Source organism: Planococcus sp. NCCP-2050, from assembly GCF_023708025.1.
Lineage (GTDB): Bacteria > Bacillota > Bacilli > Bacillales_A > Planococcaceae > Planococcus.
The window spans coordinates 16,232-29,143 of record NZ_BRCX01000010.1; the positions used below are offsets into that span (position 1 = coordinate 16,232).

12 protein-coding genes are annotated in these 12,912 nt (G+C 45.8%); 8 read left to right on the top strand and 4 right to left on the bottom strand.

Annotation, left to right across the window (positions count from 1 at the left end):
- Positions 1 to 227 precede the first annotated feature (227 nt).
- The 3 genes from NFU07_RS17380 (at position 228) to NFU07_RS17390 (ending at position 3,800) form a co-directional block, all read left to right on the top strand.
- Positions 228 to 1,928: a phospho-sugar mutase gene (locus NFU07_RS17380; protein WP_251480505.1), complete on the top strand. Its 1,701-nt coding sequence runs from the start codon at positions 228 to 230 to the stop codon at positions 1,926 to 1,928.
- Positions 1,929 to 2,031: 103 nt separating this feature from the next.
- Positions 2,032 to 3,147 (top strand): GAF domain-containing sensor histidine kinase, encoded by a 1,116-nt coding sequence (locus NFU07_RS17385; protein ID WP_235198632.1) that lies wholly within the window; start codon positions 2,032 to 2,034, stop codon positions 3,145 to 3,147.
- 17 nt (positions 3,148 to 3,164) lie between these two features.
- The gene (locus NFU07_RS17390) at positions 3,165 to 3,800 is read left to right on the top strand and encodes a response regulator (RefSeq protein WP_251480507.1); all 636 of its coding nucleotides are present in this window, start codon (positions 3,165 to 3,167) and stop codon (positions 3,798 to 3,800) included.
- A 59-nt stretch (positions 3,801 to 3,859) separates the two neighbouring features.
- On the opposite strand, the gene rsgA is transcribed toward NFU07_RS17390, so the two are convergent.
- Positions 3,860 to 4,921 (bottom strand): ribosome small subunit-dependent GTPase A, encoded by a 1,062-nt coding sequence (gene rsgA, locus NFU07_RS17395; RefSeq protein ID WP_251480554.1) that lies wholly within the window; start codon positions 4,919 to 4,921, stop codon positions 3,860 to 3,862.
- 322 nt (positions 4,922 to 5,243) lie between these two features.
- Between rsgA and NFU07_RS17400 the strand changes: the two genes are divergently transcribed.
- The 4 genes from NFU07_RS17400 to NFU07_RS17415 all read left to right on the top strand — a co-directional run bounded on the left by NFU07_RS17400 (position 5,244) and on the right by NFU07_RS17415 (position 8,642).
- Positions 5,244 to 5,465: a hypothetical protein gene (locus NFU07_RS17400; RefSeq protein ID WP_235198633.1), complete on the top strand. Its 222-nt coding sequence runs from the start codon at positions 5,244 to 5,246 to the stop codon at positions 5,463 to 5,465.
- A gap of 110 nt (positions 5,466 to 5,575) precedes the next feature.
- A complete protein-coding gene (locus NFU07_RS17405; RefSeq protein WP_251480510.1) occupies positions 5,576 to 6,772 on the top strand; it encodes a cytochrome P450 family protein in 1,197 nt (398 codons plus the stop codon).
- Positions 6,773 to 6,863: 91 nt separating this feature from the next.
- Positions 6,864 to 8,150 carry a DUF2254 domain-containing protein gene (locus NFU07_RS17410; RefSeq protein WP_251480512.1) on the top strand — a complete coding sequence of 429 codons (1,287 nt, stop codon included), beginning with the start codon at positions 6,864 to 6,866 and terminating at the stop codon, positions 8,148 to 8,150.
- A gap of 87 nt (positions 8,151 to 8,237) precedes the next feature.
- Complete coding sequence (locus NFU07_RS17415; protein WP_235198636.1) at positions 8,238 to 8,642, top strand: YndM family protein; 405 nt, start codon at positions 8,238 to 8,240, stop codon at positions 8,640 to 8,642.
- Positions 8,643 to 8,682: 40 nt separating this feature from the next.
- Here NFU07_RS17415 and NFU07_RS17420 read toward each other — a convergent pair whose 3' ends face one another.
- The 3 genes from NFU07_RS17420 to NFU07_RS17430 form a co-directional block, all read right to left on the bottom strand.
- Positions 8,683 to 9,252, bottom strand: a complete 570-nt coding sequence (locus NFU07_RS17420) for a hypothetical protein (RefSeq protein WP_235198637.1) — start codon at positions 9,250 to 9,252, stop codon at positions 8,683 to 8,685.
- Positions 9,253 to 9,265: 13 nt separating this feature from the next.
- Positions 9,266 to 10,153, bottom strand: a complete 888-nt coding sequence (locus NFU07_RS17425) for a cation diffusion facilitator family transporter (RefSeq protein WP_251480515.1) — start codon at positions 10,151 to 10,153, stop codon at positions 9,266 to 9,268.
- A gap of 76 nt (positions 10,154 to 10,229) precedes the next feature.
- Positions 10,230 to 11,534: a hemolysin family protein gene (locus tag NFU07_RS17430; RefSeq protein WP_251480518.1), complete on the bottom strand. Its 1,305-nt coding sequence runs from the start codon at positions 11,532 to 11,534 to the stop codon at positions 10,230 to 10,232.
- Between the two features lie 201 nt (positions 11,535 to 11,735).
- On the opposite strand from NFU07_RS17430, the gene chrA reads away from it, so the two are divergent.
- Positions 11,736 to 12,905: a chromate efflux transporter gene (gene chrA, locus NFU07_RS17435; protein WP_251480520.1), complete on the top strand. Its 1,170-nt coding sequence runs from the start codon at positions 11,736 to 11,738 to the stop codon at positions 12,903 to 12,905.
- Positions 12,906 to 12,912 lie beyond the last annotated feature (7 nt).

A 12,912-nucleotide genomic window follows, 5' to 3' on the forward strand; every position in this document is an offset into this window, starting at 1 on the left:
TAGGAGTTTAAAAGCGTGATGGTACATTAATAGCTTATCTGCTGCCTTGCATCCTCGGCTTATTGTGGGAATCCTGTCCATAGCGCCGAAGCGGTCTATAAAAATGGATGCTTTAATTCGACTGATTTCTTGATGCTCTACACAATCGCCTCTCACAAAGAAGCGGTTTTTTTCTGGATTATTTGGTAAACTGAATGGTAAAGACTCATAGAAATGGTGGGATGGATATGACATGGCAGGAACGGATCAAACGTTGGCTTGAACATGACCGGCTGGATGAATTGACACGGGAAGCTTTGACGCTCCTGAAAGACGATGAAAAGATGGCAGAAGACGCATTTTATCAGGATTTAACATTTGGCACAGGGGGCATGCGCGGGGAAATTGGCCCGGGCACGAACCGGATGAATGTGTATACTGTCAGAAAAGCATCCCAAGGAATCGCTGATTACATAACTGACAATGGTGAAGAAGCAAAAGCCCGCGGCATCGTCATTGCATATGACAGCAGAAGAATGTCGCCGGAATTCGCCGAAGAAGCGGCTCGGACATTCGCTGCAAACGGCATCCATACGTATCTTTATAATGGGCCGCGGACAACTCCGCAATTATCATTCAGTGTGCGGTATCTAAATGCCTTTATGGGCGTTGTCATCACTGCAAGCCATAACCCGCCAGAATATAACGGCTATAAAGTCTACGGCGAAGATGGAGCACAATTGAACTTGGAGGATGCAGACCGAGTCATCAGCTTTGTCGGAAAAGTAGAAGACGAATTGAAGATTGAAAATGAACACTTCGAACCGGAATTGCTGGTCCGAATTGATGAAAAGATCGATAAAGTATATATCGACCATGCCCTTACAGTACAGGAACACACGGCAGCGCCGATCAAAGCGGTCTTTACGCCGCTCCACGGAGCATCAGGGGCAACCGTTAAACGGCTGCTTGATACAGCCGGCTATATCGATATCGTCTATGTGGACGAGCAAATGCAGCCGGACGGAGAATTCCCGACGGTGAAATCGCCGAATCCGGAAGAAGGCTCCGCTTTTGAAATCGCGATGAAATACGGAGAAAAAAGCGGTGCCGACGTGTTGATCGCTGTCGACCCCGATGGAGACCGCGTAGGTCTTGCTGTCTGGACAGGCACGCATTACGAATTATTGACGGGCAACCAAACCGGCGCCATTTTAATTGAGTATTTACTCAGCCAGAAAAAAGAAAAAGGCACGATGCCTGAAAAAGGCCGTATCTTTAAAACCATCGTCACGTCGGAATTCGGCCGTGTGATTGCTGAATCTTACGGAGCGGATTGCGAAGATGTATTGACAGGCTTTAAATTCATTGGTGAAAAACTCAAGCATAACGATGAAAATCCGACTTTTGATTTTCTTTTCGGATACGAAGAAAGCTATGGCTATCTGATCCGCGACTTTGCACGTGATAAGGATGCTGTCCAATCGGTCTTGCTCGTCATCGAAGCGGCTGCGTTCTATAAGTCACAAGGCAAGAGCCTTCACGATGTATTGGTCGAATTATACGGACGTTTTGGCTGGTACCGCGAATCGCTCGTGTCGATCACGAAAAAAGGCGTCGATGGCGCACGCGAAATCAGCGCATTGCTTGAAGGGCTTCGAAATGAACCGCTGCAAGCCATTGCGGGAATTCCTGTAGCTTCGATCGAAGATTACGAAACCCAGAACCGGATTTTTGTCGACCTCGGCACGAATGAAAAAATTGAATTGCCGCAGTCGAATGTTTTGAAATACTTCTTGGAAGACGGGTCGTGGGTTTGTGTGCGGCCAAGCGGCACGGAACCGAAAGTGAAATACTATTTCGGAGTAACGGCTGAGACCGAGCAGGAAAGCGACGAAAAACTGGAATTCATCAAAGAATCCTTCGTCAACGAATTGAATAACCGCTAATTTAAAAGCTCCCTTAGCCAAGGGGGCTTTTTCATTCGAAAGTACGAGGCATAGAAACTGTAAAAACGTGTAAAGTAAGAGTATTGGCAAAGAGGTGAAGAAAATGGTCATGGACGAACATTCAAATGTGACATTGCTAAAAGAGATCGCCGAATTATTGAACGAAGAAACCGATATGAAACGGATGCTAGACGGAGCGGTCTGGAAACTATTGAATGGCTCGAATTTTGAAAGCGCATGGATCTTTTTTATCAACGAAAAAGGCAAGCATCAATTAGTGACTCATGCAAACCTTCCGCCAGCCCTTCAGCGAAATGAATGCCGGCATTTGCAAAAAGGCGGCTGCTGGTGTGTCAAACGTTACCATGACGGGGATTTGGAAAAAGCTTCAAACATCATTGCTTGCCAGCGCATTGAAAACTCGATTGCAGCTAATGCCGTGGACCACGGAGGAATTACGCATCACGCCACGGTTCCGCTGCAATCGGGCGAAGAAAAATTCGGTTTGTTGAATATTGCAGCTCCGGACACGGTCCGCTTCTCAAAAGATGAACTGGCTTTATTGGAGTCGGTAGCTTTTCAGATTGGTTCAGCGATTAAACGCATCGGCTTGACGAAACAGGAACAGGAAATGGCGCTGGTCAAAGAGCGCAACCGGCTGGCTCGCGATCTGCATGATTCGGTCAATCAATTGCTGTTTTCAGTGACGTTGACGGCACGCGGCGGCATCGAAATGTCTGAAGAGGAAAATGTCCAAGGCACTTTCCGCGATATCCAACACTTGACGCAAGAAGCGCTCAATGAAATGCGCGCACTTATATGGCAGCTGCGTCCAAAGGGACTCGAAAGCGGTTTGCTTGAAGCGATACAAGCCTACGGGGAAATGCTCGGATTGACATTGGAAATGAAAGTGACCGGCGTGATCCAATTGCCTTCTCGTACAGAAGAAACTTTGTTCCGCATCGCACAAGAAGCGTTGAATAATATCCGCAAGCATTCTGGGATCAACAACGCACAATTATTTTTGACGGTGACTTCTTCGGATGTGTTAATGGTCATCAAAGACGAGGGCCGAGGATTTATCGTGGATGAACGGCTGCAATTGCCGTCTATCGGCGTCCAAAGCATGCGGGACCGGGCAAAAGCAGAAGGTGGGACCGTCGATTGGTCAAGTGAAATCGGCAAAGGAACCGAAATTCTTGTAAGAATTCCTTATTAGGGAAAGGGGGAGACCCGATGAAAGTATTGATTGCAGACGATCACCACGTCGTACGGCGTGGGTTATTATTTTTCCTGAAAACCCAAAAAGACATTGAGGTTGTGGGAGAAGCCGTCAACGGCAGAGAAGCGGTTGAAATGGCTGTTCAGCTTCAGCCAGATATCGTCTTGATGGATTTAGTGATGCCGGAAATGGACGGCATCCAGGCAACACGAAAAATCAAAGAACAGTTTCCGGACATAATTGTCTTGATGCTTACGAGTTTTTCAGACCGCGACCATGTCGTACCAGCGATGGAAGCAGGGGCAGCTGGGTATCAATTAAAAGATATTGAGCCGGATGAGCTGGTGGCATCGCTTCGCAGTTTAATGCGCGGGGAGAACACGTTGCATCCGAAAGCGACTTCCGAGCTTGCCAAGGGACCAGTAGCCCCGGCTCCCCACACCATCAATTTATTGACGCCTCGTGAACAGGAAGTGCTCGCTGAACTGACGAAAGGGAAAAGCAATCGGGAAATCGCTTCGGCACTTTTTGTAACCGAAAAAACAGTGAAAACCCATATTTCCAATATCTTTGCGAAACTGGAAGTACAGGACCGGACGCAAGCGGCCTTGTATGCAGTGAAACATGGCTTAACTGAACCAGGCAAATGAAAAAGAAGCAACTTCTCCATTTAAGGGGAAGTTGCTTCTTTTTGGCATGGGTTTCCGATTCAACGCTTTTGGACAGGGCGTTTTCGACTGTCTTTCGTGATTTGTTTCCATTTATTGCGGGCTGCTTTTTGAGCGGCCAAATTGCTTTTCCGCTCCATATGGGCGAGTTCCCGTTTAAGCTTAAGGTAGCTTTGGTAGCGGTCATATTTCAATTCACCGCTCGCTAATGCTTCCTGTACCCGGCATCCCGGCTCGTTATTGTGTTCGCAATCCCGGAAACGGCATAGTTCTGCCAAATCTTCGACATCAGAGAAGCCGGATTCAACGCCTTCTTCATAATCGCCCAACTGGAATTCCCGCATTCCTGGAGTGTCGATCAATAACCCGCCTCCCGGAAGCAGAACCAATTCACGGTGTGTGGTGGTGTGGCGGCCTTTGCTGTCGTCTTCACGGATGTCTTGGACAGCCATTAATTCTTTGCCGGATAAGGCATTGATCAAGCTGGATTTTCCGACTCCGGACGAGCCTAAAAGCGCGCCGGTCTTGTGGTCTTCGAGCAATTTCTGCAATTGGTCGATTCCCGCGCCGGTCACACTGGAAACGGCATAGACCGGAACGCCGAATGCGACGCTTTCCACTTCGGTGATGAAAGGTGCGAGATCTTCGCACTCATCGCTTTTCGTCAAGACGACGACTGGATTTGCTCCGGAATCCCAAGCGGCCAGTAGATAGCGTTCCAAACGCCGCACGTTGAAATCATGATTCAACGACATGACGAGAAATACGTAGTCCACATTAACAGCGATAATTTGGATATCCGAAGTTTCTCCGGCTGCTTTTCTTGAAAACTGCGAAGAACGCGGAAGGATGCTGTGGATGATTCCTTTTTGTTCTCCGGGCATCTGTTCGACCATTACCCAGTCGCCGACTGCCGGAAATTCACCGTGAACGTGCTCATGGCGGTATTTTCCGGATAAAGTAGACAGCCACTCCCCGTTATCGGTAACGACGCGATACATATTCTTATGTTCCAAAACGACGCGGCCCGGAATCCCGACAGCCCCTCTATTTTCTTGCCATTTATCATTCCAGCCAAAATGTTCGATTAAATTCAATGTAATTTCCTCCTATTATGCAAAATAAAAAACCATGGATGCGCGCAAATCGCAATCCATGGTTCCCGGGCATAATGGAAGAAGCGTATCGTCAGCGATACACAGAGCGGGACATTATGGATTGGATTTGCGGTTTAAAAAACAATGAAATAGCCATAATGCCTCACCTCTTTCTTCAAGTTAATTTAAAGATACTGGATAAGCCTGAAATGGTCAAGCCTTTTTCAGAAAAATTATTATTGTCTATTTTTCTTGATTTTGTTAAAACGGAAGTAAAAAGGGGTATGAACTAAAATAAGCAAGGATTACGGAAAGAGGAGGAAGTTGGATGGCACATTCGAAATGGCTGAAACTCGGAGCAGCTGCATTTCTATCTGTTGGCATGCTTGCAGCATGCGGCGACGGAGATGGAGATGGCGACGACGATACGATAGAAGTGGATGACCCAGTTACTGGAGATGAAGATCCGGAAGGCGAAGGACCTCAAGGTGAAGATCAGACCGATGATGATTTGGAAGAAGATAACCAAGACGGGGACGAAGCAGAATAATCCGCTGAAAGGCCACTCATAGAGTGGTCTTTTGTTTTTCAAAAATAAGGAAATAGGATGAGCTTTTTCTTAGACTCATTGGGTATAGATAACAAAAAGGAGGGGAATCGATGGCTTCATCTCATTCAGAAAATGTGGAATTGTTTTCGCCCGAGTTTACACGCAATCCGTATCCGGTTTATTCCAAGCTCCGCAGTATGGACCCGATCCATCAAGTAAGGTTTCCGGATGGACAACGCGGCTGGCTTGTTACCAGTTATGAAGACGGGACAGCGGTATTGAAAGACCCCCGTTTTATCAAAGATTTCTCCAAGCTTTATGGCAGCAGTATGGACCAAATGTCAGTTTTTACACAAAACATGCTGTTTTCAGATCCGCCGGACCATAAACGGCTCCGAGGGCTTGCCCAAAAAGCGTTCACGCCGAAAATGATTTCAGGGATGCGTGAACGGATCGAGGAAATCACAGACGAATTATTGGAACAGATGGCGGACAAAGAACAAGTCGATTTAATCGATGAATTTGCTTTTCCGTTGCCCATCATCGTCATCTGCGAAATTCTTGGCGTGCCTTCGGAAGACCGGGACAAGTTTCGCCGGTGGTCGAACTCGTTGATTGAAGGGACCAGCGGTGAAGCCGGAGTCAGCGTTTACGAACACATGACGCAATTTGTGCAGTATTTAGGGCAGTGGTTTTCAAAAGTGCGTGAACAGCCTGGAGAAGATTTGATCAGCAAACTCATCATTGCAGAAGAAGAAGGCGACCGGCTGACCGAAAAAGAACTGTATGGAGTCGTATCGCTGCTGATTATCGCGGGGCATGAAACAACCGTTAATTTGATTGGAAATACAGTCTTGTCTCTATTGGCCTATCCGGAACAGCAGCGGCTTTTAAAAGAAAATCCGGAATTGATCACTCAAGCGCTTGAGGAATCACTGCGTTTTAACGGACCCGTCGAGTTCAGTACATCGAGATGGGCAAATGAAGACATGGAATTCCAAGGGAAGCAATTCCATCGCGGGGATCTTGTCGTGGTGTCTTTAAATGCAGCAAACCACGACCCAAAAAGGTTTACGGATCCGGAAACTTTTGATCTTACCCGTGAAAAAAGTCCACACCTGGCGTTTGGAATGGGCATCCATTTTTGTTTAGGCGCGCCTCTGGCCAGGCTGGAAGGCGAAATCGCCCTTTCAAAATTGCTCGAAAAATTTCCTGTTTTGGCATTAGCTGTGGACGAAAGCGAATTGGACTGGCGGCCTGGAATGATTGTCCGCGGGGTAAAAGAGATCCCACTTCGCATCCAGTAAAGGTTGGAGCATGCTTCCAGCCTTTTTGGTTTGCATTCTTTTTGAAAAGGGAAATTACGGGCTAACTCGCTATAGAAAGTTGGGATGATAAATGAAGCCCATTTCTTATGTATTCAAAGAAAAAATCTGGATTACGCCCGCCTTATACAGCATCGGTGCGATTCTATTGTCACTGGCTGCATTTTATCTCGACTTGCTCGTAATCGGCAAAATCACCGATTACATTCCTTCCATCTTTTTGACGAAAGTGGATGAAGGGCAAACCATCCTGGGGATTTTAACAGCGGCAATGCTGACAATGACGACGTTTACGTTTTCGACTGTGCTGGTCGTGCTGACTATGTATTCTTCCCAGTTCTCTCCGCGTGCCCCTGAAAATTTCATCCGAAGCGCTACGACTCGCCACGTACTCGGCATTTTCCTTGGAGGCTTTTTATACAATATGCTGTCGCTTCTTTATATGCAGGAAGGGGTCTTCGACCATGAAGTGTTGTCGACATGGATCGGAATCGTCATTGTCTTTCTTTGCATTGCGACATTTGCCTACTATATCCATTTTGTCGCTACCAATATCCAAGTTAGTACATTGATCAATAAACTAATCAAAGATGCTGAAAAAGTCATTGCTTATTACAAAGGGTTGTACGATCAAAAACACGCAACCTTGGAAAATTGGAAGCCGCAAACTTTGCAGGGAAAGGTGAAGGCGGAAAAAGCGGGCTATGTGCAATTTATCAATCTCGCGGAACTTGTGGAGATTGCTGAAAAGGAACAAGCCGAGATTGAAGTTTTGGTGAAAATCGGGGACTATGTTTTTGAAGGGAAGCCAATCATGAAAATCCATTCGAACGGGTCCAATAAACTCGATTTGAAAGAAAGATTATTGATAGGAGATGAACGGACAGCTGAGCAGGATTTAGGGTATGCTGTGCAAAAAATCGTCGAAGTGGCGATTCGGGCGACTTCCCCGGGAAGACAAGACCCAAACACGGCCAACGACATTTTGGTACGGCTCGGCCATGTGCTTGGCGAGATGGGCCATTTGATGACGGACGGTTTGGTGTTGACGGATGAAACCGGCCATAACCGGCTGCTATACCGGTTTTCTTCTTATAGCGATATTCTTTACAAAGCTTTTTATCAAATTGTCTATCATAGCAAAAAAGACATCTCGGTATTTATTGCCATGGCCAATTCGTTGATTGTGGCGGCATCGATAGCACCTGAGATGAGGCACGATGCAATTTGGAAAATCATGCTTTATATTCTGGAAAGCATCAGCGAAGGGGAATTGAAATCATTAGACCGGGAATTTCTCCAGCAGAAAGTCGATGAGCTGGCAGAGCTGACCGGACATGAGAAAGTGATAATTGTGTAAGAAGATAGAACGAAATAATTAGAAAACAGGATTAAGGAGAAGAAAAGCGGGAAAAAAAGCAATAACAACCAAGAAGGAGGAGAGAGCATGAATCATGTAAAAGCATTGGCCATGAAGTTTGTCATGATTGCTGCGGTCTTATTGGTTATTTTGACGTTATTCTTTGATGTGCCTTTTGTCGATACTTTATGGATCAGCTTGGTTCTGACTTTAGTGGCTTACGTGATGGGTGATTTGATGATCTTCCGCAAAGCGGGCGATCGCTCAGATCAAAACAAACGCAACGCAATTGCGACGGTTTCAGATATTGTCGTAGCGTTTCTAGTAATTTGGCTAATGGGTGAAGCGCTAGTGAGCAATGATGTGAACATCATTACCCCAGCGATTATTTCTGCCATTGTCATTGGCGGGGGTGAATGGTTCTTCCACAAATACTTGGATCGAAGCGTCTTCCCGGAAAAACAGAATCATCCTCATTCAACTGTACATTGACGAACAAAAAAAGGCCTTTTGAAAGGGCCTTTTTTTACGTCTATTTCGAAGTCACATCAATGCGTTCATGTGAACCGCCTGCTTGTTCGATTTTGTTGATCAGTGAACCGCTCATTTCAAAAATTCTGCCTGACGACATCTCGATGGAATCGCCGTTCTTAAAGTACAACGCAATGGATTCAACGGTATTGGTATTGTCTTTTTTCCCGATCCGCTCTTCTACTTTCTCAAAGTCCTCCCAAATATAGCTTTCTTCGGAGAAAGACAGCGGAGAGTTATAAAAGAATTCGTCCTCGGTCATATAATAATAATCGCTCAGCGACAACGAAACTCCAACAATTCCTAGAGCAAAAAGAATGCCGCTTATCAAGTATCTCTTTAAGCGATTTTCAAAAACTGCCAAGGCAATCAATCCGCACGCAACTAAAGCGATGCCAATGCCGCCTGTGATCAAAGAAAGATAGGAAGTGCCGACATAAAGAGCTGCTGGCGTAATAAAAACCGTTTTTAGCGGATAGAAAACGGCGGTTGGTGCAATAAGCGATGAAATAAACAGGATGATCGCAAACGTGATGTAGACAATTCTCCTCTGGTCAACAAAATCATACATGGTACATATCCCCCTAACTGGTCCAATCTGGATGTTGATAGTCCGGTTCTATATGTACGTGTATGACGCAATTCGGTTTCACTTTTTGGATTTTTCTTTCAATTTCCTCAGTAATCCAATGGCTTTCGATGACGTTTAGCTCCGGATTGACAGCTACGGTCAAATCGATAAACATGACATTTCCGTGATTTCGTCCTTTAAAGTCGCGCAGCACACTAACGCCCGGAACTTTGCGGACAAGTACGGACATGGTTTCCACTTCATCTTCATCAAACCCATCGGTCAAGGTCAACACCGATTCTTTGAAAATGTCCAGGGCCGTTTTAATGATGATGACACCAACGATGAAAGCCGTAATCACATCAAGAATCGGTGCCCCGAGAACCGCCCCGGTAATCCCGATTCCCGCGCCTATGCTGACTAAGGCATCCGAACGGTTATCATAAGCGGCAGCGCGTACAGCCGAGCTTTTGATTTCCTTGCTGAGTTTCAGATTATAACGGTAAACCAAGTACATGACTACCGCACTGAAAGCGGCGATGCCCGCTGTATAAAGCGAAGGGGTTTCAGCTGCGGGTTCGAAAAAGCTGCGGACGGCACCGCTAAGCACTTGAAGCCCGATCACTGCCATGATAAAGGAAGCGAGCAGCGAGGCGATGGTTTCTGCCCGCAAATGGCCATAATGATGGTTTTCATCCGGCGGCTTTTGAGAAATGCGAAGCCCGATCAATACAGCCAATGAAGCAATAATATCCGTTAAATTGTTTAAACCGTCTGCTGTCAAAGCTTCCGAGGAGCCGGCATATCCGAAAAAAAGCTTAATCGCGCTTAGGAAAACATATGCCCCGATGCTGATCCATGCGCCTTTTTCCCCTTTGCGCAAATTTGTATAAAGCTCCATAAAGTTTCCTGCCTCCAAGTCTTCTAAACAAAGGGAAACGACTCTCGAATGAGAGCCGTTTCGTTTGATTGTCCAATTATAGGGGTTCTGACTTTTGCACTTCCAAATAGAGGATATGATGTCCATCTACATCTTTAGCTAAAAATTCATAGCCCTGTTCAATAATTTTTTGTCCTCTTATTGTATCAAAACTCTCCGACATAAACCAGCCTCCGATAGTATCAATATCGTCATCGGCAATACGGATGCCTAAGAGTTCGTTGATATGGCCAATCAAAATTTTAGCATCAACAAGGTAATGTCCGTCGCCGAGCTTCCTGATTTCCGGAATTTCATCCCCGTCAAATTCATCCTGAATTTCACCGACGATTTCTTCCAGAATGTCTTCGATGGTCACTAGGCCGGAAGTGCCGCCGTATTCATCTTGGAGTATCGCTAAATGGATGCGTTCTTGCTGGATCTTCAATAAGAGCTCATTTATTTTGATCGTTTCGATGACTTGGATAACAGGTTTGATGAATTGTTCCACCGTTAACTCACCGGCAGAAGGATCGTGGATAAAAGCGGCCATTAAATTTTTCATATTGACGACGCCTAAAACATGGTCCCTATCTCCGTCAATGACAGGATAGCGTGTGTATTGCTGAACGCCGACGGTCTTGAAAACTTCTAGGAGAGTCGAATCTTTTTCCAGGGTGCACATGGCCGTCCGCGGAACTTTGATTTCTCTCGCGATGCGTTCATCAAATTCGAAAATCTTATGGACATATTCAAATTCCGATACATTGATTTCACCGTTTTTCAAACTGTCGCTTAAGATGGTTTTGATGTCTTCTTCTGTATGTGACCATTCTTTTTGGCTCACCGTAGAAAAACCGAATAACGACGAAAACAGACGCGCAGCAGCTTTGAAAATGACAATTGGTATAAACAGAATGCGGTATGTCCATATCAGAAGGGAGGCATTTGCCAGCAAAATGTTTTCAGCTTTCTGTGTAGCGATTGTTTTCGGTATCAGTTCACTGATGATGACGAGTGCGAAAATTAGAAGCGAAAATAAGATGAAAATCGCAATCGTACTAGGGTCATTATCGGCTAGGGCAGAAACTGCCATCATCGCAGGAAAGAAGTGGTCAGCAATCGAGTAGCTTAGCCAGCCACTTCCAAGAATAGAAATGACGATTCCAAGTTGACAAGCAAATAAATAATCATCTGCGTTGGCTATGATGCTTTTTACAGACTTGTGTTTTGGCTGTCCATTTGCAAGCAATTGATCGATTCGGGAGATCCGGACTTTCACTATCGCAAACTCACTGGCTGAGAAAAAAGCCAAGGCTGCGATTAAGACAGCAAATGCTGCCAATTGTATGGGGATGTCCAAATAGCTCCTCTGCTCCATATCCCAAGAAGAAAAAGAAGCAGAGTTTTCACCTCCTGATTTAAAAAGCTTGAGTTTATTTAATGATAAAATAGTTCGGTATAAAAAACAAATTATTCTGAAAACAAATTTACAAAGTTGTAATATGATTTCATATAAGTAATCAGTTATGCTTTTATAAACAACGTAGATAAGGAGAGGCTTATGAAAAAATCGACTTATGCAGAAATCTTAAAAGCATCTACAAAACTGGGGCTCACTTCTTTTGGCGGTCCGACAGCCCATCTGGGGTATTTCCGTGAAGAATATGTCGTGAAAAGAAAATGGTTGGATGACAAGGCATATGCAGATTTAGTGGCTTTATGCCAATTCCTTCCTGGGCCTGCAAGTTCCCAAGTTGGGATTTCAATCGGAATGCTGCGGGGGGGACTATTCGGAGGATTCTTATCTTGGTTCGGCTTTACGATGCCGTCCGTCCTTCTTCTCGTTCTGTTTGCCATGTTGGTGACGAACGGCTCTTTTGACAGCGGCTGGATACAGGGATTAAAGATTGTCGCGGTTGCTGTAGTTGCGCATGCTTTGCTTGGCATGGGGAAATCTCTAGCGCCGGATAGACCGAGAATTGCTTTGGCGGTGGCAGCTGCTGCAGCTATTTTATTGATGCCGACAGCTTGGGCGCAAATTGGCGTTATACTGATTGCCGGAGTGATCGGTTACTTGATTTACCGGAAGGAAGAGGCACCTGAAGCGGTGAAGCTCGTGCTGACTTTCGGGAAAAAGACAGGAATTGCGGCCTGGACGATTTTTGCCGGTTTATTAATCGGCTTGCCGCTGCTCCGTCCAATCATTGAATCGAGTTATTATGCCATTTTTGATATTTTCTACCGTGTTGGTTCCATTGTCTTTGGAGGCGGGCATGTCGTACTCCCTATGCTTGAGCGGGAAGTGGTCCCGAATTGGATGACAGCCGACTTATTCATTTCAGGCTATGGAGCGGCCCAAGCCGTACCGGGTCCATTATTTACATTGGCCGGCTATTTAGGGCAGGTGATGGACGGTGGAATGGGGGCAGCACTTGCCGTAATCGCGATGTTCTTGCCTTCGTTTTTATTGGTGGTCGGAACTTTGCCGTTCTGGAGCATCATCCGCACAAAATCTTCTGTCCAAGCTGCCTTAAAAGGGGTCAATGCGGCAGTAGTCGGAATCTTGCTTGCTGCCTTGTATGATCCGGTTTTCACTTCAGCTATCCGGGTGCCGGCAGACTTCGCCATTGCAGTGTTTGCCTTTGCAATGTTAGTCTATTTTAAACTGGCACCGTGGATTGTTGTTTTGATAACGGCATTGCTTGGTGCAGGAGCATATGCAGTTCTATAACAAGGAG

What these genes read in the sequence shown, in the direction of transcription:
- NFU07_RS17380 (WP_251480505.1), top strand. Translation starts at nt 228, where the DNA reads ATGACATGGCAGGAACGGATCAAACGTTGGCTTGAACATGACCGGCTG.
- NFU07_RS17385 (WP_235198632.1), top strand. Translation starts at nt 2,032, where the DNA reads ATGGTCATGGACGAACATTCAAATGTGACATTGCTAAAAGAGATCGCC.
- NFU07_RS17390 (WP_251480507.1), top strand. Translation starts at nt 3,165, where the DNA reads ATGAAAGTATTGATTGCAGACGATCACCACGTCGTACGGCGTGGGTTA.
- NFU07_RS17400 (WP_235198633.1), top strand. Translation starts at nt 5,244, where the DNA reads ATGGCACATTCGAAATGGCTGAAACTCGGAGCAGCTGCATTTCTATCT.
- NFU07_RS17405 (WP_251480510.1), top strand. Translation starts at nt 5,576, where the DNA reads ATGGCTTCATCTCATTCAGAAAATGTGGAATTGTTTTCGCCCGAGTTT.
- NFU07_RS17410 (WP_251480512.1), top strand. Translation starts at nt 6,864, where the DNA reads ATGAAGCCCATTTCTTATGTATTCAAAGAAAAAATCTGGATTACGCCC.
- NFU07_RS17415 (WP_235198636.1), top strand. Translation starts at nt 8,238, where the DNA reads ATGAATCATGTAAAAGCATTGGCCATGAAGTTTGTCATGATTGCTGCG.
- NFU07_RS17420 (WP_235198637.1), bottom strand. Translation starts at nt 9,252, where the DNA reads ATGTATGATTTTGTTGACCAGAGGAGAATTGTCTACATCACGTTTGCG.
- NFU07_RS17425 (WP_251480515.1), bottom strand. Translation starts at nt 10,153, where the DNA reads ATGGAGCTTTATACAAATTTGCGCAAAGGGGAAAAAGGCGCATGGATC.
- chrA (WP_251480520.1), top strand. Translation starts at nt 11,736, where the DNA reads ATGAAAAAATCGACTTATGCAGAAATCTTAAAAGCATCTACAAAACTG.